A 19,598-nucleotide genomic window follows, 5' to 3' on the forward strand; every position below is an offset into this window, starting at 1 on the left:
CGTAGTCAGGAAGCATGGCCCATTCATATCACAAACGGGCCATGCTTTGGAGAGATTATCGACGGCTGGGTGCGGCATTGGTCGTCGGCCATCCGATGTCCTTGCGAATTTCGGTCGGAAGACCTTCCAGCATCTTTTCCGTCTGGCGACGGCGCCATGCTTCGCGAAGCGCGAGCACTGTCACGACTGCCGGGCGAATAAACGAAACGAACGGAGACGGCCGAAACCGGGAGCGTTCGCCCTCCTGATAAGTGATCATGGTCATTGCGGTTCTCCTTGGGTGGTAGGAAGGCGGTGGATGTTGGGAGCATCTGCTTCACCGATCCATCAATCAATCGGATGCATGTTGTGCGTCTCATGAAATTCAGTTGTGTATCGACGCCTGCTTCCGATGATTTGGAGTATCTTCCCGATTTGACTTTCAATCAAACGAAATGATATGGTCTTTAAGTTCAGTTTTTTTGATGGAGATCGAAATGACCGTGCCGTTTCGCCAGCCGCTTCCGCTGCTCGACAATGACGTGCTTCGAACCTTCGTGGCGATTGCCGAGACCGGTAATTTCTCCACCGCCGCCGATGCGGTGTTGCGCACGCCGTCCGCCGTGTCGATGCAGATCAAGAAACTGGAAGAACAGCTGAAGACGACGCTTTTCCTGCGTGATGCGCGCTCGGTGTCGCTGACTCAGCATGGGGAAATGCTGCTTTCCTATGCACGGCGGATGCTGGCGCTCTCCAACGAGGCGGTGTCACGATTCGTGATGCCGGAGCTTTCCGGCGTCGTGCGTCTTGGTGCGCCGGACGATATTGCCGAACGTCTATTGCCGAAGGTGCTGAAGCATTTCGGCGAGAGCTTTCCGAGCATCATGGTCGACGTTACCGTCGACATGAGCCTTGCGCTGAAGAAGCGGATGGACGAGCAGCGGCTCGACCTTGCGCTGATCAACTGCGCGACCCGGCCATTCCCGACCGTCGGTGAGGTGATCCATACCGAACGGCTGGTCTGGGCCGGCGCCAAATGCGGCACCGCCCATATGCGCGATCCCCTGCCGATCTCGGTCTGGGAAGACGGTTGCGTCTGGCGTCAGGACGCCATCGCCCAGCTCGAACGGAACAAGCGCAACTACCGTATTGCTTATGCCAGCGCCCACACGATGGCGCAGCGCGCCGCCGTACTGTCGGACCTGGCGATTGCGCCGTTCCCGCTCTCCTATGTCACCAGCGACATGCAGATCCTCGGTGCCAAGGAAGGCCTGCCGGAACTGATCAACTTCGACATCCGTCTTCTGACCGCGCCGCAGCTTTCGCATCCCGCCAAGGCGGTTGCCGAAAGCATTCGCGAAGCGTTCGGGGCAATGGTGGCCGCCGCGGCCTGAATTTGAGCCGTCGAAGCTGCTCGGATGACAGAGGATTGTGCTCGTTCGCTGTGGACCAATGCTCGGTATGAAACCGAGCATGACGGAGATCGCGCCAAGCTTTCAAGGCCGATGGTGTAGTCGCGATGTCAATCGCGGCTTCTGCGTCGCCGGCGGCCGCCGTCGCCGGTTGCGTCGGCAATTGCCCTGCGTTCCGGCAGGGTTATGACCGTGGCAAGATTGGGGAAGGCATCGACCTTGTTCGGCAGCGCCATGGCGGCCACGAAATGTTCCTGGAATTTCGTTTCCAATGCGGTCTCGATCTTCTCGATCCGGGTGACCGTTTCCTCGATTTCTCGTCGATAGCCGCGATTGAGTAGGCACATGCGGGCGCCGGTACCGGCGGCGTTGCCGACCGCCTTGACCTTGGTGAGATCGCAATCGGGGATGAGGCCGAGGACCATTGCATATTTCGGATCGATGAACGTGCCGAAGGCACCGGCCAGGCCGATGCGATCGACATGGTCGACACCCTGCTTGTCCATCAGCAATTTTACGCCGGCATAAAGGGCGGCCTTGGCGAGCTGGATGGCGCGCACGTCATTCTGGGTCACGGTGATGCGCGGTTCGCCGTCATGCAGAAGATAAGAGAAGGTGCGGCCGTTCTGGAGGATGCGCGGGCTGCGTTCCATCAGCGAGCCGTCCACGACGCCATCTTCGGAGATGATGCCAGCGAGATACATTTCGGCAATGACCTCGATGATGGCGGAGCCGCAGATGCCGGTCACGCCGGTGGCCATTGCCGCTTCGGCAAAACCGGGCTCGTCCGACCATTGTTCGGTGCCGATGATGCGGAAGCGCGGTTCGAGCGTGACGGGATCGATGCGGACGCGTTCGATGGCGCCGGGTGCGGCGCGCTGGCCGGACGAGATTTCAGCGCCTTCGAAGGCTGGGCCGGTCGGCGAGGAGGCGGCGACGACGCGGGTGGAATTGCCGAGCACGATTTCCGCATTGGTGCCGATATCGACCATCAGCATCATCTCGTCTTGGCGATGCGGACCTTCCGACAGCGTCGCGGCGGCGGCATCGGCGCCGACATGGCCGGCGATGCAGGGGAGGAGATAGGTGCGGGTGCCTTCGCTCATCGGCAGGCCGATTTCGGCTGACTTTACCTGAACGGCGCCGGAAACGGCCAATGCGAAGGGTGCGCCACCAAGTTCCGTCGGATCGATGCCAAGGAAGAGGTGGTGCATGATCGGGTTGCCGACGAAGACGCTGTCGAGGATGTCGGCGCGCGATACGCCGCCCTCGGCGCAGACCTTGTCGATCAGGCCGTTCAGTGCCTCGCGCACGGCGACCGTCATCGCCTCGCGGCCGTCGGGGTTCATCATCACGTAGGAGACGCGGCTCATCAGGTCTTCGCCGAAGCGGATCTGTGGATTGGATGTGCCAGCGGAGGCCACAGTGCGGCCGGACAGCAGCGAGGACAAGTGCATGGCGATCGTCGTCGAGCCGATATCGCAGGCAATGCCATAGGCCTCGTTTTTGAGACCTGGATAAAGTGCAATCAGGCGAGGGCGGTCGTCTTCGCGGTCCTTGTGGATTGCCGCCGTCACCTTCCATTCGCCTTTTCGCAGAATCTGCTGCACCTTGGGAATGAGGTGGAAATCGACGTCGAGTTCGTCGAGATGCCAGTCCTGCGCCAGCGCCGCCTTCAGCCGGTCGAGATCGCCGAGTGGCTTTTCCATGTCCGGCTCTTCGACTTCGACATAACACATGCGGATCGCCGCATTGCGGTCGAACACCCGCTCGTCAGCCGCCTTGCGCACCACCTGGGCGTTGATCACCGTATCCTGCGGCACGTCGATGACGAGGTCGCCGAGGATCTGCGCCGAACAGGAGAGGCGTCGGCCGCCGGGCAGGCCGCGAACGCGATCATAACGCTCTTCCTTCGGGCCGACCGGAGACAGGTGATCGTCGGCGGACGTGATGCCGTGCTTGGCGAAATTGCCTTCCTGCACCGAAACCTGACAGCGCCCGCAAGTCGCCCGCCCGCCGCAGACGCTCTCGACATAGACGCCAAGCTGGCGCGCGGCATCCAGCACCGACGTGCCGACCGGAAACCGGCCGCGTTTGCCCGACGGCATGAAGAGGACGAGGTGATCTTTCATGAGGCTTTCATTCGTACTAACGTTTTACCCAAATGATGGGTATTTCGGCAATTTTGGAGTGAAACTTTGTTAGGCCCGCTTTTTCTACTGGCCCTGCTTTCCGGCGATATCAGTTCGGATCGATTCTCCCTTTCGAAAGATTTGTTGCCGTTCGGCGTGCCATCTGAGTTTGCGGACAGCAGGTCGCCCGTTCTAACCATTGAGGAGGTAGCCACCTGCTTCAGTACGTATGCCGTAGTCGAGAGAGCTCGCTTTAGGCTGGAAGTCGAACGTTTGAAGATGGCTGTCGATGAATCCCACGGCGTCATGAACACGCAAAGGCGTTTGAACAAGGCGCCGGTGGATGAACTGGATAAACAACTCGACGAGATCGAGAAGTCTGTTGCTGAAAACAGCAGCCTTACGAGGAATACGCGCGAGTTCTTGTCGCAACGGACGAAGTTCTTCAAGGAATACGCAGCATTCATCGAAGACTGTGGTGACAAGGCATACAGAGCATCCGACGTGCGGACACTTTTCCCCAATGGCGTCCCGAAGTGATGGGCCTGACCTGTCGCTGCCTTTTCCTTCAAGCTTTCTCTCCGAATTCGCTTTCAGGCCAATCTATTCCGTTCTTGCCCCAGTGCCAGCCCGCGCTGCCCGTCCGCCACGGCGTCCGGCGGCGGCTGCCGGTGCGGGGGAAGCCGCAGCTGTGCCACCTTCGGCCGGCTTATAGTCGCGATAGGTCATGATCCAGTTGCCGCAGTTCTGATCGGTGCCGTTCAGGACGTTGGCGGCGCGAACGGCCTCCATTTCTTGCGGGCGGCAGGGGTTCATGATGGCGCTGGTCATGCCGGCGCCGATGACCATGGGGATGAAGCCGGCGTTGATGCCGTGGCGATGCGGCAGGCCGAAGGAAATGTTTGAGAGGCCGCAGGTCGTGTTGACCTTGAGTTCTTCGCGCAGACGCCGCAGTAGCGCGAACACCTGCAGGCCGGCGGAGCCCAGTGCGCCGATCGGCATGACGAGCGGATCGACGACGATGTCATGCGGCTTGATTCCGTAATCGGCGGCGCGTTCGACGATCTTCTTGGCGACGGCGAAACGGACGTCCGGGTCCATCGAAATGCCGGTCTCGTCGTTGGAGATCGCCACGACAGGCACGTCGTATTTCTTGCAGAGCGGCAGGATGGCTTCGAGCTTTTCTTCCTCGCCGGTGACGGAATTGACCAGCGGCCGGCCCTTGGCGACCTTCAAGGCTGCTTCGATCGCGGCGGTAACGGACGAGTCGATCGACAGCGGCACGTCGACAAGGCCCTGGACGATTTCGAGCGTCTTTACGAGTAGGCCCGGCTCCGTCTCGTTGGGGTTGACCGAGGTGACGCCAGCGTTGACGTCCAGCATGGTGGCGCCAGCGGCGACCTGTTCCAGCGCGTCCCTGATGACCGTATCGAAATTGCCTTCGATCATCTCGGCCGCCAGCTTCTTGCGGCCGGTCGGGTTGATACGCTCGCCGATGACGCAGAAGGGCTGATCGAAGCCGATCACGACCTCGCGGGTGGCGGATGCGACGATGGTGCGGGTCATGCTGCTGGCTCCCTGATTCCCTTGGGCGCCCTCTCTCCCGGAGCGCCGAAATTGTTCTTGTGTTTATGCTGCCTCGCGGCCGCCGGCTTTCACCAGCGCCACAAGGCGTTCCTTGTCGTATGCAGCTTCGAACTCGGCGGCGGCCTTGTCGGCTTCCGCTTCGAGATCGTCGGAAACCGGTACCGGATCGGCTTTGCGCCATTCGGCGAGATAGTCGTCGGTTTCGGCGGCGCCGGTGCGCATCGCGCACATGTCGATCGCTTCCGTGAAGCGGAGCGACAGTTCCCGCTTGGCAGTCTGGCGACCCTTCTTGATGATCACCTGCGCCGGGATATCCCGCCAGTAGACGATGATGCGGTCTGCCATGCCTTGCTCCTTGGTTGATAGGCAGCATGCACGGGTGCGAGGCGGCGGACTGCGCTTGCCACGACGTCGCACAGAGCAAAAAGCGACGTGGCCACAGGAAGCGCGAGATTACCAGATGCGCTTGGTGAGGCCGTGATAGGCCCAGGTCCAGATCGGCGGTGGAAAACGCAGTGCCGAAGGGCCTGTTGGCGCATAGGGCTTGAGCGTGCCGCTGATCGCGTCTTGCAGCGCCTGGACGCTGATATCGATACATGCGGCGGTCATCAGCAGTGGATAGGTGGCAAGACTGTCCGAGCGTGATGGCGTCAGGCGTTTTTCGTAGAGCGTGCCGCCGGTATCGGTGCCCTTGTCGACCAGATGCACGGTCGCGCCAAAATTCTTTTCGTCGCGTTCGACCAGCGACCAGTAACCGCCCATCTGGCCGCGATACATGGGATTGATGCCGGCATGGAAGTTGATGATCGGGCAGGGGATCGCAGCGATCGTCGCCGGTGACAGGATGCGGCAGGAAACGGTGAAGACGGCGGCTGGCTTGAGACTTGTCACCATGGCGTGACAGGCGGGATCGTTGAGCGACGGAACGTGGGTAACCGAGATCGCACCATTCGGTTCTGCGGATAGGCCGTATTCGCGGATGATCTCTTCCGAGCGTTTCGCCGCGACGCTTTTGCCGAGGCGCGAGGCGATCATCGTGGCGAGCTGGCCGAGTGCAGTGAACCAGCCGAAGCGTTTGGCACGACGTTTCAGCAGCCTGCCTTTCGATTCCGGCTCTTCCTGGATGACGTGCAGGTCGGGAAAACGTTTGGCGAGCGCATTGATCATGACCTGCGGATTGGTTCCGCCTGCTGTCATCACCACGATCCGGGATGATATCTGTTCCTGCATCAAGCTGCTCCGATCTGCAGCCGCACTTTTCTCGCCAAGCCCGAAGAAACGGTTAAGCCGAGCGTAACGCTTGCGTGAGATCGCCATACCCGGTGAGGCGATATTCGTATTCAAGGCCGAGATAATCCGCCGCCGCCCTGGCTTTTTCCTGCAGCGCTTCGTCTTCTTCCTGCGAGAGATAAACGAGCTTCCGGTAATTGCCGAAATACATCTCTTTCAGCTGTGGATGCCGGTTGAGGCCGAGCGGCTCGATGACGAAGGCCTCGAACTGGCGAGCCAGAAAGTCGGTGAGGAAGAAAGAGAAGATATCGTCGTCTGCGGTCTTCTCGAAAATCTCGTTACCGGAGAAGAAGGAATAACAGTGCGGTCCTTCGATGCGGGCAATGCCTTCTCGCTCGCACAGACGGTCGATATCGCCGCCGGTACCGCAATCCGCATAGGCGAAAAAGATCTTTTCAAAGCCTGCCCGACGCGCTTCTCCGACCGCTTTTTCAAGCCCCGGCACGATCTTTTGCGGGTAGGCGTGCCAGATCGCCGGCAGGCAATGGAGGTCGATATGGTCGAGGCCGGACTGGCGACAGACAGCGAGAATTTCACGCGCAATCGCACCACACGCAATCACGTGAACTTTTTCGTGATTTGTACGTTCCTTAGCCGGAAAATCGGTTTCCACCGGATGCGGACTTTCCTGACCCATTCGATCCATATCCATCGGAGTAATCTATCATGACGGCAAAGACAGTCACAGTGATCGCCGCGCTTTTCGCGATGACCGTTTCGCTCGCTTCCTGCGGTAACACGATCCGCGGCATGGGCCAGGATACGGCCAATACCGTCAACGCCACCCAGGCGGCCGGCAAGAAGGTCGATCGCGCTGCCCGCAATTGATCAGTAGCCGTCAGCCTCCAGCCGGCGGCGCGAATTTGCTGACGCATCGTGATTCCGAAAATCGTTCCGATTTCCGGGCAGATGCGATCAGGCGCCGGCGGCGAGGCTGTTGTGCTTGCGGCGGATATAATCCTTGGCCGTTTCCACGGCGACCGCCGCATCACGGCAATAGGCATCGGCGCCCACTGCCTTGCCGAACTCCTCGTTGAGCGGAGCACCGCCGACGAGAACGATATAATCCTCGCGCATCCCCTTTTCCTTCAGCGTATCGATCACAACCTTCATGTAAGGCATGGTGGTGGTGAGCAGCGCCGACATGCCAAGGATATCCGGCTTTTCCCGTTCGATCGCGTCGAGATAATTTTCGACCGGATTGTTGATGCCGAGATCGACGACGTCGAAGCCCGCACCCTCCATCATCATGCCGACGAGGTTCTTGCCGATGTCGTGGATATCGCCCTTGACGGTGCCGATAACCACCTTGCCGAGCTTCGGCGCGCCGGTTTCAGCGAGCAGCGGGCGCAGGATGAACATGCCGGCCTTCATGGCGTTGGCTGACAAGAGCACTTCCGGTACGAAAAGAATGCCGTCACGGAAGTCGATGCCGACGATGCGCATGCCTTCGACCAGCGCCTGGGTCAGGATGTCGTAAGGCGTCCAGCCGCGCTCCAGCAGGATATTGACGGCTTCCTCGATCTCCTCCTTCAATCCATCATAAAGGTCGTCGTGCATCTGCTGCACGAGTTCCTCGTCGGAAAGTTCCGAAAGGATGATTTCGTCGTCGGACATGGGATGCTTCCCTTTGGGTTCGAGAGGGCGTTTCTCTACGACGGGAAGGCAAATCAGACGCTCCCCCGTCTTTCCTCTATCTGTACCTTCAAATCGCCTGGCAATTTCTTTCGTATGCGACAGCACCACGTCGGAAAAACGACGGAGTGCGATGTCGCGAAATGTCTGTCCTGCGCAAAATGGTGACGCAGAAAGGCAGGGCTCGACTTGCCGTTCGGCCTAGCATGGCGCATCAGAACAGACGCGGCAATTGCGCGAGGTGAGGAACATCATGGACGACTTGACCCAGCAGACGGATGCGGCAGCGGGCGGCGCACGGCGCGGCCGTGGCGAACGGGGAGCGGCAGGCCGCCGTGCAGCCCGTTCCGGCGCAGGTCCGGGCGCTTCTCTTCCCTACATCACCCGCAAGATCAACGCCTTTGAAGTGCTGGACGAGGAAGGGCTGCAGCTGATCGAGCGCAATGCCGATACAATCCTTGAGGAGATCGGCATCGAGTTCCGCGACGACGAGGAGGCGCTCGACCTCTGGGCCAAGGCCGGCGCCGACGTGCGCGGCAGCCGCGTGCATTTTCCGAAGGGGCTCTGCCGCGAACTTTTGAAAACGGCGCCCAAGGAATTCACCTGGCATGCGCGCAATCCGGAGCGCAGCGTGCATATCGGCGGCAAGGCGACCGTTTTTGCGCCGGTCTACGGACCTCCGTTCGTGCGCGACCTGGAAGGCAACCGTCGTTATGCGACGATCGAGGATTTCCGCAATTTCGTGAAACTGTCCTATCTGGCGCCGTCGATGCATTCGTCGGGCGGCACGGTGTGCGAGCCGGTCGACGTACCGGTCAACAAGCGGCATCTCGATATGGTCTACAGCCATATCAAATATTCCGACAAGCCGTTCATGGGGTCGGTCACCGCGCCGGAACGCGCCGAAGACACGATCGCCATGGCGAAGCTGGTGTTCGGCGACGAGTTCGTCGAAAATAACTGCGTCACGCTGAACCTCATCAACGCCAACTCGCCGATGGTGTTCGACGGGACGATGCTTGGCGCGCTGAAGGGCTATGCCCGGCATAACCAGGCATCCGTCGTATCGCCGTTCATCCTGTCGGGCGCCATGAGCCCGGTGACGGTTGCCGGTACGCTGACGCAGATTCTGGCCGAAGTTCTGGCCGGCGCGGCGACGACACAGCTCATTCGCAAGGGCGCGCCGGTTCTGTTCGGTACGTTCGCAGCCTCGATCTCCATGCAGTCGGGTGCGCCGACCTTCGGTACGCCGGAACCGTCTCTGGTCTCCTATGGTGCGGCACAACTCGCCCGCCGTCTCGGCCTGCCGTTCCGAACAGGCGGTTCGCTTTGCGGTTCCAAGGTGCCGGATGCGCAGGCGGCGCATGAATCGGCCAATACGCTGAACATGACATTGCTCGCCGGCACGAATTTCGTGCTGCATGCGGCTGGCTGGCTGGAGGGCGGTCTCGTGTCGTCCTATGAAAAATTCATGATCGACCAGGACCAGCTCGGCATGATGCAGAAGATGGCCGAAGGCGTCGATCTGTCGGAAGAAGGGCAGGCGCTGTCGGCGATCCGCGAAGTCGGCCCGGGCAGCCATTATCTTGGCTGCACCCATACGCAGGCGCATTTCCAGACGGCTTTCTATCGTTCGGCGCTGATGGACAACAACTCGTTCGAACAGTGGGAAATCGAAGGCGAGAAGCGCATCGAACAGCGTGCCAACGCGCTGTGCCGCGCCTGGCTCGACAGCTATGAGGCGCCAGCACTCGATCCGGCGATCGATGAGGCGCTGCTTGCCTTCATCAAGGATCGCAAGGATTCAATGCCGGACGCTTTCACCTGAAGAGAGCCCGAGGCCGCCAGGGAGCAAGGCGGTGCAAGACAGGTGGCAGACTTCATCCAGGAAGGGGTCTGGCGCCCGCATTATAAATACGAGGGGCCGCGATGAGCGGCCCTTTCGCGATTCGGGAGCTGGTTTCCGAGGCGCTTGAGCCGCACGGCATTCGGGTGCGCGGCGTCGTGAACTTTTCCTGCGGCGAAAGGCCGTTGTTGGCCGACGGCGTGCAGGCACGTTCCGTCATGCTGCTCGGCAATGTCGGGGGCTCCATCTGGCCGGCCTTCGACCGATGGCGCGAGACCCATGATGGTGCCGATCCGCTCGATAGCTGGTCGAAGTCGCTGATCCGGCCGGTTGCCCAGGCTCTCGAAGCAACGGCCTATTTCCCATCCGATCCGCCGTGGCAGCCGTTCCAGCAATGGGCGATGAGGGCGGAGGGGCTGAAGCCGTCGCCGCTCGGCATTCTCATCCATCCGCAATACGGTCTCTGGCACGGTTATCGGGGAGCGTTGGGCTTTCCCTTTGCGATCGAGACGGAACGGGTTCTCGAACCGCACGCTTGCGACGACTGTCGCGACAAGCCGTGTCTCACGGCCTGTCCGGTAGGTGCGATAAGCCTGTCCGGCTTCGAAGTCGTGCCATGTCGATCGCATCTCGAAAGCGGCATCGGGCAGGTTGGCTGTATGAAAACCGGTTGTCTTGCCCGCAATGCCTGCCCGGTCGGCGCATCCTATCGTTATGGCCAGGAGCAATTGCGTTTCCATATGCAGGCATTGTTCTGAGGCATTCCGCGCTTTTTCGAGACGGTGAAAAAACCTGAATTTTTTTCTTGAGATCACCCCAAGGATTTTTCCGTGCGGAACGACTAAGCTTCAGTCGACGGAATTGCGGACACGACATTGAGCGCGGAACTGGTTCAGAGAGCTTGTGACGGCGACCGAAGCGCCTTTGGTGCTTTGGTCGAGGCGCATTACGATTTCATCCATTCGGTGGCGTGGCGCTGGTGCGGCACGCCGACGGATGCGGAGGACACCACGCAGGAAGTCTGCATCCGGCTGGGTAAGTCGATCCGGACGTTTCGCGGCCAATCCGCCTTTCGCACCTGGCTCTACACGCTGACGCTGAACGTGGTTCGCGACCATCAGCGCAAGCTCTCCCGCCTCAGGCGAAACGAGGACCGGATCGCCAATGATCCGATCTTCTTCAGCCATATATCCCAGGAGGAAGACGATCGCGGCGACTGGTTATGGGCGGCGGTTCGCCGCTTGCCGGACAAGCAACGCGATGCGGTTCTGTTGGTACATGGCGAGGGGCTTTCCCATGCCGCAGCAGCTCAGATCCTCGAATGCAGCGAGAACACTGTTTCCTGGCATCTGCATGAGGCGCGCAAGAAATTGAAGGACCTTCTGAAGAGGGAGGCGGTCTGACCATGACGGACGAATTCGATACATTGGGACGCATCCCGTCTCCGCCGCCTGCCTCCGGTGCTGCACGCGCCCGTGCGCTGGCCGCGGCCATGCAGGCATTCGATGCGGAAGAGAAAAATGCGGGTCGCGCCAAAGGAAGTTCCTTGTGGTCGCGTCCAAGCTCCATCCTCAACCGGATATGGAGCACACAGATGATTGCCCAACACCGTTATCTCGCCGGCTCGGCTCTGGCGACAATGCTGATCATTCCCGCCGCCGCCTTCCTGACACTCGAACTGACGCGCGGCAACCTGCCGAGTTCGGGGCAGTTGGCTTTGCCGCCTTTGGCAGATACGCCGCGCACGCAGGCTCAGCCTGTTTCTCCCAAACCGCAGGGACGGCTTTCTGAAGCAAAGAAGGAAAAGGAGCAGCAGGTCGCTGCTCAGCCCGTTCCCGGGCCTCTTGAATACAATGCTGACAATGTGGCGCGGCAGCTCAACAAGCCGGAAGCCGTCGGTGGCACAGCGAAACGCGCGGCAGAACCTTCGGCTTCTCTGGTACCAGGCCCTGTGCCCGTATCGCCGATGATGGCGGAACGGGCGCCGCCGCCTGCCGCCGCACCGCGTTACGCTCCGGCTAAGCCCGATCTCCTGCCGCCGATGGAGCAGAGCCGCGACCGGTTCGCCAATGCCGATACGAACCCGCTCAAGAGCGTTGCGACCGATCCGGTTTCGACCTTTTCGGTGGATGTCGATACGGCGTCTTATGCCTTTGCGCGCCGCTCACTGATGGAAGGGCATCTGCCCGATCCCGACAGCGTGCGGGTCGAGGAGATGGTCAACTATTTCCCTTACGACTGGCCGCGGCCGCAATCCGCAACCGAGCCGTTCCGCACGACCGTGACCGTAACGCCGACGCCGTGGAATACCGGCACGCGGCTGATGCAGGTGGCGATCAAGGGCTATGATACTGCGCCATCCGCGGTGCCGCCGGCCAATCTGGTCTTCCTGATCGACGTATCGGGCTCGATGAATGCGCCGGACAAACTGCCGCTTCTGAAGAGCGCATTCCGTCTTCTGGTCGGCAAGCTGAAGCCGGAGGACAAGGTGTCCATCGTCACCTATGCCGGCAATGCCGGCACGGTTCTGGAGCCGACCTCGGCGCGCGAACGGGACAAGATCCTGGCGGCGATCGACACCCTGCAGCCGGGCGGCTCGACTGCGGGTGCGGAGGGCATCGATGCGGCCTATCGGCTTGCCCGTCAGGCTTTCATCCAGGGCGGGGTCAACCGGGTGATGCTGGCGACCGATGGCGATTTCAATGTCGGCGTCTCCAGCGACGAGGACCTGAAGCGTGTCATCGAGCAGCGCCGCAAGGATGGTATCTTTTTGTCCGTGCTCGGCTTCGGGCAGGGCAACCTGAACGACAGCTTGATGCAGACGCTGGCGCAGAACGGCAATGGCTCCGCGGCCTATATCGACACGCTGGCCGAGGCGCAGAAAGCCCTGGTCGACGAGGCGGGCTCGACGCTGTTCCCGATCGCCAAAGATGTGAAGATCCAGGTGGAGTTCAATCCGCAGCAGATTTCCGAATACCGCCTGATCGGCTACGAGACCCGCGCCCTGAAGCGCGAGGATTTCAACAACGACAAGGTGGATGCCGGCGATATCGGCTCCGGCCATTCGGTGACGGCGATCTACGAAGTGACGCCGAAGGGCAGCGCCTCGGTCATGAACGACCCGCTGCGCTACGGACCTGCGGCGACGTCGGCTCCGACCCCGGATGCCGTCTCGGAAGAGATGGCCTTCGTGAAAATCCGCTACAAGCAGCCGGATAGCGACACGAGCAAGCTGATCACCACGCCGGTATCTGAGATGAATGCGGTGCGTGATTTCGGCTCCGCCCCACAGGATGTGCGGTTTGCGACAGCGGTGGCGGCCTTCGGACAGAAACTGCGCGGCACCAATGCGCTGGATGCCTATCCCTACCGGTCGATCCTCGACATGGCGCGCAATGCGCGGGGCGAAGATGCGTTCGGTTATCGCGGCGGCTTCATCGATCTGGTGCGTCTCGCCGAGACGCTGGACCGTCGATAATGCAATTCCGGGCGCGGTTTTTTCGCGCCCGTATCAATAATCAGATATTCGCCTTGGGATAAGCCCGCTCCATGCCGCCGGAGCGGGTTAGCCCGTCCTTGAAGGCCTGATAGGCCGGGTGCTGGCTGGATTTTGCTGCTTCGGCAAGCCTGATCTGCAGACGGGCGGGGGCGTTATTGCCCACCCATTCGCCGCATTTGCCGAGCTTCAGCGAATTCAGGAATTTCGATTCGGATGCCTGGTCCAGATAAAGGTGCAGGCCTTCCAGCAGCAGGTCGTCCGAGGTCGGATTGTCCATCAGCAGCTTGAGCCAGGCCTGATTTTCCGGCGAAAAACCGGCAAGGCTTTCCGCCACGGTCTCGCGGCTGCCGATCGGAGAAATATTCGACATGACGTCCTCCTTTGAAAGGGATTTCATCCCCGGCGGCGGCGTCTTTCCCTGCCGGGTTCGCCGCCCGATTCACTGGCGGTCTTATTGCGCAGCGGGCCGATCTTGTCGACGATTTCCTCGATCGTCGGGCGAGGACGCGGTGTATAACTATCGAGGGCCTGGCGCATGGCGGCCAGATGTTCGCAGGACGTGCCGCAGCAACCACCGATGATTTTTGCACCGGCATCGCGGGCTAGGCGGGTATATTCGGCCATCAGCGGCGGCGTGCCGGAATAGAAGATTTCCGAGCCGCGGAATTCCGGAATGCCGCAATTGCCCTTGACGATGGTGATCGCATCCGGGGCGGCGGAGGTCATATCGAGCAAGCTGGAAAGAATGTCGGAGGCGCCTACGCCGCAATTGGCACCGACCGCGACCGGACCCGTGCCGATGTCCCGGGCGACGCCGTGGATGTCCTTGGGGTCGAGGCCCATCATGGTCTTGCCGGCAGTGTCGAAGGAGCCGGTATAGGTATAGGCCATGCCGACCTTGACGGCCGCTTCGGCTGCCGCGCGAATTTCATCTGCCGAAGACATGGTCTCGATCCAGGCGACATCGGCGCCGCCGGCCTTCAGGCCTTCCATCTGTTCTGCAAAGGCTGCTACCGCGTCCTCATAGGACATGGCGCCGAGCGGGATCAGCAACTCGCCGGTCGGGCCGACGGAGCCGGCGACGATCACCTTGCGGCCGGCACTGTTCGCCACCTTGCGGGCAATCTCGGCGGCGCGCTTGTTCAGCTCATGCACGCGGCCTTCCGCCTTGTGCAGCTTCAGCCTCTGACGGGTGCCGCCGAAAGAATTGGTGAGAATGATATCGGCGCCGGCATCGACGAAGTCCTGATGCAGCTTCTCGATCTTTTCCGGCGCGTCCTCGTTCCACAGTTCCGGCGCTTCGCCGGCTTCGAGGCCCATGGCGAAGAGATTGGTGCCGGTCGCGCCATCAGCCAGCAGCACGCCTTTTTCAGCGAGAAGTTCGGTCAGTGCGTTGGCTTTGGTCATGGGGCGCTCCTTGCAAGAGATTTTTTGCATATAAAGATTGCTTTATATGATTTCAAGTTGCAACGATTGGCCTTGGCGCGACAGCGGCGGCTCTTATTCCGCCGCCGCTTGCTGTTTCGGTTATTCCGCTGCGATCTGCTGTGCTTCGTGGCTTGCCGGGGTCACCATGGCAGCGATAATCGTCTGCAGGTCGAGCATGCCTATCGGATTATTGTTCTCGTCGACAACGATAGCGCGCGATTGCCCGGCTTCGGTCATCAGCTTGGCCGCGATTTCGAGCGTTGCATTCGGCGCAAGGCTGACGCCGTCCGGATTGCCGTCGAAAGGACGCATGACCGTTTGTGTCTGGATAACGCGGCCGCGGTTCACTTCCTTGACGAAGGCGGTGATGTAGTCATCGGCCGGTGACAGGACGATTTCCTGGCCGGTTCCCTGCTGCACCACCTGGCCGTCGCGCAGGATGGCGATCTTGTCGCCGAGCCTTAGCGCTTCATCGAGATCGTGGGTGATGAAGACGACGGTCTTTTTCAGTTCCGCCTGGAGGTCGAGAAGCACGGTCTGCATATCGACGCGGATCAGCGGGTCGAGCGCCGAATAGGCCTCGTCCATTAACAGGATATCGGCATCGTTGGTCAGCGCGCGGGCAAGGCCAACGCGCTGCTGCATGCCACCGGAAAGCTGGTTCGGGTAGTGGTTCTCGAAGCCGGCGAGGCCTACACGCTCGATCCAGTATTTTCCCTTTTTCAGGCTCTCGCTGCGGGAAATCCCCTGCACATCGAGACCGTAGACGGTGTTCTCGATCACAGTGCGGTGCGGCAGGAGCGCGAATTTTTGGAAGACCATCGCCGTCTTGTGGCGGCGAAATTCCCGCAGGTCGTTGGCGCTCATCTTGCATATGTCGGCGCCGTCATAAATGACCTCACCGGCGGTCGGTTCGATCAGCCGGTTGATATGGCGGATGAGGGTAGACTTGCCGGAACCGGAGAGGCCCATGACCACGGTGATACCGCCGGCCGGCATGGAGATATTGATGTTCTTGAGGCCGAGAACATGGCCATGATTCTGGTTCAGTTCGGCCTTGGTCATGCCGGCTTTGACTGCCTCGACATGCTCACGCCCGTGGCTGCCGAAAATCTTGTAGAGGTTTTTAATTTCGATGCCGTGGCTAGCCATGCCGAACCTCCGGGCGCTCGCGCGTCAGATCGGAAGATACAGACGGACAGGGCAGGGCTCCCGCCCGCCATTCGAAATGCGCCATGAGCTTCCCCTTGTTGGTTCTTTTATAAGTCCGGCATTTGGCATGGCATACCGAATGCACGTGATGGTCAAGCCATACTGCACTGAAAAGGGAAGGATGATTGATCCGGATGCGGCTCTATCGTCGCCTCAGAGCGACTTCTTGATCTTTTCCGCGACATCCGGGGAGACCCATTTGGTCCAGATCTCCGGCATCGTCTGCAGGAAATACCGTGCGACCTCCTGGTTGTTCTTCTTGTTGTCCGCCTGCCAGGCGAGAAGCTCGTTGACCGTGGAGTTGTTCCACTTGCGCTTCTTCATGTAATCCATCGCAACTTCCGCCTTATCGGCAAACTGCCGGGTCATCAGCGTAAAAGCCTGCGAGATCGGATAGGAGTTCACTTTCGGATTTGGGCAATCCGAGACGGCGGTGCAGGCATCCCAATCGGCACGGTCGAACGGCACGTCGAAGGACAGTTTCACCATTTCATAACGGCCGAGGATCGCGGTCGGTGCCCAGTAATAACCGAGCCAGCCCTTCTTCTTTGCAAAGGCCGCTGCGATCGAATCGTCGAGGCCCGTGGAGGAGCCTGTATCGATCAGTTCGAAATTCTTCGCCTTGCCATCAAGGGCGTTGAACAGATTGCCGGTCGAAACCTGGCAGCTCCAGCCCGTCGGGCAGCTATACACCGCACCTCTGGCGGAAGCGTCCGGTGCGGGAAAAAGATCCGGCCGGGTAAGCGCCTGCTGAACGGTCTTGATTCGCGGGTTGGCGTCGGCAACATATTTCGGGATCCACCAACCTTCGATCGCGCCGTCGGCCAGCGTTTCAGCGCCGACCAGGAGCCGGCGATCGGAAACGGCCTTGTCGAGCTGGGTGCGAACGGAATTCACCCAGAATTCCGGAGCGACGTCAGGCTGACCCTTTTCGTTCATGGAATTGAATGTCGGCAGGGTATCGCCCGCAACCAGGTCCACCTTGCAGCCATAACCCTTTTCGAGGACGATCTTGTCGAGATTTGCCACGATCCCCGCCGAGGCCCAGTTCATTTCGGCGATCGAAACCGTGCCGCATTCCGCCTTTGCCGCTCCAGCGAGCGTCAACGAGCTGAATACAAAAGCTGAGGCGGCAAGAAAATTTTTCATTCCAGACGGTTCCCTGGCTCCGGCGGCGGACTGCCCATCAACATGATTCTGTTGCCGGGCATCGGAGCTTCCTCTGCCGCAATGCCTCCGAATGCTTTTGCTGCATCCTTATGTCAGTATCATGGAATCCTGAGGCTTTCAGGGCCGCAAATCAATAAATTCGAGATGGATCGCCAGCGAGCGGTCACTGTTTGCCGGTAACGCGGCTGCCGTTACGTGAGGTATTGCAGGCGGATGGGCGATAGAAATGCAATCCCGGCGCTCATTCGATCCGGTAGGGCCCGTCAATTGCGTCGTTATGCAATAAAAAATAGAAATTCGCAGGTTGGTTCCGGTTCACTAACCATCCGGTAAGAATGTCACGTTATTTGTGTTCTTGCGGGCGGTTAGCTCGTCTTCGGCGCCGGATCAGGTAGTGCGTACCGGTTGCCCTCGCTGCTCGATGGCGGGTCTTGTTGATCCCGTGGCGCTTCTCATTCAGATTATATTATCCGCGGTCGCAATCGGGCAAGGCGCTCATCTGCGACTGCGGATATTGTCGTTTCCGAAATTCGGCCGGTCAGGTCAGCCGAGGCCGCGCGTGCGGATGAAGCCGAACAGCGAAAAGCGCGTATCGAGCTGGCGGATGCGGCTTTCGACCGGCTGCTTGTTCAGCCTGCCGTTCCAGGCGATTTCGACGCCGCTGCCCGTCTTGAAAAGGTAAAGCATGATGGGGGGTTCCTGAATGCGAGCAAGTTTTTTGTTTGCGACGGAAATACGCCTGATTGCTTTGCCGTTCAATTGATCAGACCGGCGAGCGATGTCGCAATTGCGATACTGCGACATATGATGAAAAAAGCCTTCGTGATCGCGCACGGCATGGGCGATTGACACCTGGCTGCCAAGCCTGCACCATCGATGCTGTAATGCGAATCCAGATCGATCATCACCAACAGGGCCGGACGCCTCCTTATCTACGAATCGTCCGGTCCCTTCTGGCCTCGCTAGCCTCCCGCCAACATTCCTCCGTGATGATTTTCCCATGACGCAATCCGGCCATATCACGCTGGTTCTCGGCGGCGCCCGTTCGGGCAAGTCAGGCTTTTCCGAAAGACTGGCGCAGGAGACGGGGCTGGAGCGGCACTATATCGCCACCGGGCGTGCTTACGACGACGAGATGCGCGAGCGGATTGCCAGGCATCGCGTCGATCGCGGCGAGGGCTGGCAGACGCATGAGGAGCCGCTGCGGCTTGCAGAAATCCTTGCCGAGGTCGCAGGGCCGGACAGGGTGGTTCTCGTCGATTGCCTGACGCTCTGGGTCACCAACCTGATGATGGATGAACGCGTCGTCGATTCGGAAGCGAATGCCCTCGTCGACCAACTCCTAAAAGTATCCGGCCGGGTGATGCTTGTTTCCAACGAGGTCGGTTTGGGTATCGTGCCGGACAACAAGATGGCGCGGGAATTTCGCGATCATGCCGGCAGGCTGCATCAGAAGATCGCCGCCATTGCCGACGAGGTCTATTTCGTTGCAGCCGGACTGCCCCTGAGGATGAAAGGCTAAAAACCGAGCCAGACGCGGACCGGATGGCTCGGGTCGGCAATCAGTTTCAGCGCCAGTGCCAAACACGAGATCACCAGGAGCGGCTTGATCAGCTTTGCTCCATTCTTCATGGCAAGCCGCGAACCGACCTGTGCGCCGAGGAACTGGCCGACACCCATCATCAAGCCGATCTTCCAGAGCACAGCACCGGTTGCTGCGAAGACGAGGAACGAGCCGAAATTCGAGCCGAGATTGATCAGCTTGGTATGTGCCGTCGCCTTCAGCATGCCGAACCCGGCGAGCAGTACGAAGCCTAGCATATAGAACGAGCCAGCGCCTGGGCCGAAAATGCCGTCATAAAGACCGACGATTGGCACGATTGTCAGTCCGAACACGAAGGGCGTTATCCGCCCGTGGCTGTCGATGTCGTTGAGATTGGGCTTCAGCGCGAAAAAGACAGCGATGGCGATCAGCAGAAAGGGGATTGCGGCGGCCAGCCACGCGGCCGGTACGAGCGAGGCGAGCGTCGCCCCGATTGCGCCGCCGATCAGCGACATACCCGCCATCGGCAATTGGCTTTTCAGATTGACATGACCACGCCGCGCATAGGCGATCGTCGCCGAGGCTGAACCGAACTGCGATTGCAACTTGTTCGTCGCCAGTGCTTCCAGGGGCGGAATGCCGGCAATCAGCATGACCGGAATGGTGATGAGGCCACCGCCACCGGCAATCGAATCGACAAAACCGGCAAAGAAGGAAGCAAACAGCAGGACGAGGACGAGATGGAATGCGAGGTCGTTCAAGAAGGGAGACTCAGGTCAAGCGAAGAAAGGTGCTGTGGTCAGCGACGCGCGCTTGTTACATTGAATGTAACGGTACGCAACTGTCTTGCCCTCGTTATCGGACA

At 60.1% G+C, this 19,598-nt stretch carries 21 protein-coding genes; 8 read left to right on the forward strand and 13 right to left on the reverse strand.

Annotated elements, in window-relative coordinates; genetic code table 11:
* Positions 1 to 55: 55 nt before the first annotated feature.
* Positions 56 to 265, reverse strand: coding sequence for a hypothetical protein (locus KX729_RS24635; protein WP_219745137.1), 210 nt, complete (start codon positions 263 to 265; stop codon positions 56 to 58).
* A 169-nt stretch (positions 266 to 434) separates the two neighbouring features.
* On the opposite strand from KX729_RS24635, the gene KX729_RS24640 reads away from it, so the two are divergent.
* Complete coding sequence (locus KX729_RS24640) at positions 435 to 1,373, forward strand: LysR family transcriptional regulator (protein ID WP_376776058.1); 939 nt, start codon at positions 435 to 437, stop codon at positions 1,371 to 1,373.
* A gap of 128 nt (positions 1,374 to 1,501) precedes the next feature.
* Here the strand turns inward: KX729_RS24640 and KX729_RS24645 are convergent, their stop codons facing one another.
* Entirely contained in the window at positions 1,502 to 3,523 is a 2,022-nt protein-coding gene (locus tag KX729_RS24645; RefSeq protein WP_219745139.1) for an ASKHA domain-containing protein, read from the reverse strand.
* Between the two features lie 66 nt (positions 3,524 to 3,589).
* Here KX729_RS24645 and KX729_RS24650 point away from each other — a divergent pair, with 66 nt between their 5' ends.
* A complete protein-coding gene (locus tag KX729_RS24650) occupies positions 3,590 to 4,063 on the forward strand; it encodes a hypothetical protein (protein WP_219745140.1) in 474 nt (157 codons plus the stop codon).
* Positions 4,064 to 4,126: 63 nt separating this feature from the next.
* On the opposite strand, the gene KX729_RS24655 is transcribed toward KX729_RS24650, so the two are convergent.
* The 4 genes from KX729_RS24655 to KX729_RS24670 form a co-directional block, all read right to left on the reverse strand.
* Positions 4,127 to 5,089, reverse strand: a complete 963-nt coding sequence (locus tag KX729_RS24655) for a methyltetrahydrofolate cobalamin methyltransferase (RefSeq protein WP_219745141.1) — start codon at positions 5,087 to 5,089, stop codon at positions 4,127 to 4,129.
* A 63-nt stretch (positions 5,090 to 5,152) separates the two neighbouring features.
* A complete protein-coding gene (locus tag KX729_RS24660) occupies positions 5,153 to 5,455 on the reverse strand; it encodes a virulence factor (RefSeq protein ID WP_219745142.1) in 303 nt (100 codons plus the stop codon).
* A gap of 108 nt (positions 5,456 to 5,563) precedes the next feature.
* Positions 5,564 to 6,340 carry a formyl transferase gene (locus tag KX729_RS24665; protein ID WP_219745143.1) on the reverse strand — a complete coding sequence of 259 codons (777 nt, stop codon included), beginning with the start codon at positions 6,338 to 6,340 and terminating at the stop codon, positions 5,564 to 5,566.
* Between the two features lie 52 nt (positions 6,341 to 6,392).
* Positions 6,393 to 7,037 (reverse strand): DUF1638 domain-containing protein, encoded by a 645-nt coding sequence (locus KX729_RS24670; protein WP_246617835.1) that lies wholly within the window; start codon positions 7,035 to 7,037, stop codon positions 6,393 to 6,395.
* Between the two features lie 71 nt (positions 7,038 to 7,108).
* On the opposite strand from KX729_RS24670, the gene KX729_RS24675 reads away from it, so the two are divergent.
* Positions 7,109 to 7,228 (forward strand): entericidin domain-containing protein, encoded by a 120-nt coding sequence (locus KX729_RS24675; protein ID WP_376776065.1) that lies wholly within the window; start codon positions 7,109 to 7,111, stop codon positions 7,226 to 7,228.
* A gap of 87 nt (positions 7,229 to 7,315) precedes the next feature.
* Here KX729_RS24675 and KX729_RS24680 read toward each other — a convergent pair whose 3' ends face one another.
* A complete protein-coding gene (locus KX729_RS24680; protein WP_219745146.1) occupies positions 7,316 to 8,017 on the reverse strand; it encodes a cobalamin B12-binding domain-containing protein in 702 nt (233 codons plus the stop codon).
* A 271-nt stretch (positions 8,018 to 8,288) separates the two neighbouring features.
* On the opposite strand from KX729_RS24680, the gene KX729_RS24685 reads away from it, so the two are divergent.
* The 4 genes from KX729_RS24685 to KX729_RS24700 all read left to right on the forward strand — a co-directional run bounded on the left by KX729_RS24685 (position 8,289) and on the right by KX729_RS24700 (position 13,359).
* Positions 8,289 to 9,863 carry a trimethylamine methyltransferase family protein gene (locus KX729_RS24685; RefSeq protein WP_219745147.1) on the forward strand — a complete coding sequence of 525 codons (1,575 nt, stop codon included), beginning with the start codon at positions 8,289 to 8,291 and terminating at the stop codon, positions 9,861 to 9,863.
* A gap of 101 nt (positions 9,864 to 9,964) precedes the next feature.
* Positions 9,965 to 10,639 carry a 4Fe-4S dicluster domain-containing protein gene (locus KX729_RS24690; protein WP_219745148.1) on the forward strand — a complete coding sequence of 225 codons (675 nt, stop codon included), beginning with the start codon at positions 9,965 to 9,967 and terminating at the stop codon, positions 10,637 to 10,639.
* A 117-nt stretch (positions 10,640 to 10,756) separates the two neighbouring features.
* A complete protein-coding gene (locus tag KX729_RS24695) occupies positions 10,757 to 11,284 on the forward strand; it encodes an RNA polymerase sigma factor (protein WP_219745149.1) in 528 nt (175 codons plus the stop codon).
* Positions 11,281 to 13,359 (forward strand): vWA domain-containing protein, encoded by a 2,079-nt coding sequence (locus tag KX729_RS24700; protein WP_219745282.1) that lies wholly within the window; start codon positions 11,281 to 11,283, stop codon positions 13,357 to 13,359. The genes KX729_RS24695 and KX729_RS24700 overlap by 4 nt, the downstream gene beginning before the upstream one ends.
* Before the next feature lie 40 nt (positions 13,360 to 13,399).
* On the opposite strand, the gene KX729_RS24705 is transcribed toward KX729_RS24700, so the two are convergent.
* From KX729_RS24705 to KX729_RS24725, 5 genes are all read right to left on the reverse strand, one after another.
* Positions 13,400 to 13,750, reverse strand: coding sequence for a hypothetical protein (locus KX729_RS24705; RefSeq protein ID WP_219745150.1), 351 nt, complete (start codon positions 13,748 to 13,750; stop codon positions 13,400 to 13,402).
* A 23-nt stretch (positions 13,751 to 13,773) separates the two neighbouring features.
* Positions 13,774 to 14,787: a betaine--homocysteine S-methyltransferase gene (gene bmt / locus KX729_RS24710; RefSeq protein WP_219745151.1), complete on the reverse strand. Its 1,014-nt coding sequence runs from the start codon at positions 14,785 to 14,787 to the stop codon at positions 13,774 to 13,776.
* A gap of 120 nt (positions 14,788 to 14,907) precedes the next feature.
* Positions 14,908 to 15,960 (reverse strand): quaternary amine ABC transporter ATP-binding protein, encoded by a 1,053-nt coding sequence (locus KX729_RS24715; RefSeq protein ID WP_219745152.1) that lies wholly within the window; start codon positions 15,958 to 15,960, stop codon positions 14,908 to 14,910.
* Positions 15,961 to 16,173: 213 nt separating this feature from the next.
* Complete coding sequence (locus KX729_RS24720) at positions 16,174 to 17,169, reverse strand: glycine betaine ABC transporter substrate-binding protein (RefSeq protein ID WP_219745153.1); 996 nt, start codon at positions 17,167 to 17,169, stop codon at positions 16,174 to 16,176.
* A gap of 564 nt (positions 17,170 to 17,733) precedes the next feature.
* Positions 17,734 to 17,877 (reverse strand): hypothetical protein, encoded by a 144-nt coding sequence (locus KX729_RS24725; protein WP_219745154.1) that lies wholly within the window; start codon positions 17,875 to 17,877, stop codon positions 17,734 to 17,736.
* 313 nt (positions 17,878 to 18,190) lie between these two features.
* Here KX729_RS24725 and cobU point away from each other — a divergent pair, with 313 nt between their 5' ends.
* Positions 18,191 to 18,712, forward strand: a complete 522-nt coding sequence (gene cobU / locus KX729_RS24730) for a bifunctional adenosylcobinamide kinase/adenosylcobinamide-phosphate guanylyltransferase (protein WP_219745155.1) — start codon at positions 18,191 to 18,193, stop codon at positions 18,710 to 18,712.
* Here cobU and KX729_RS24735 read toward each other — a convergent pair.
* Positions 18,709 to 19,494, reverse strand: coding sequence for a TSUP family transporter (locus tag KX729_RS24735; protein ID WP_219745156.1), 786 nt, complete (start codon positions 19,492 to 19,494; stop codon positions 18,709 to 18,711). The two genes, cobU and KX729_RS24735, sit on opposite strands and share 4 nt — an antisense overlap.
* Positions 19,495 to 19,598 lie beyond the last annotated feature (104 nt).

Source organism: Neorhizobium populisoli (genome assembly GCF_019430945.1).
Taxonomy (GTDB): domain Bacteria; phylum Pseudomonadota; class Alphaproteobacteria; order Rhizobiales; family Rhizobiaceae; genus Neorhizobium; species Neorhizobium populisoli.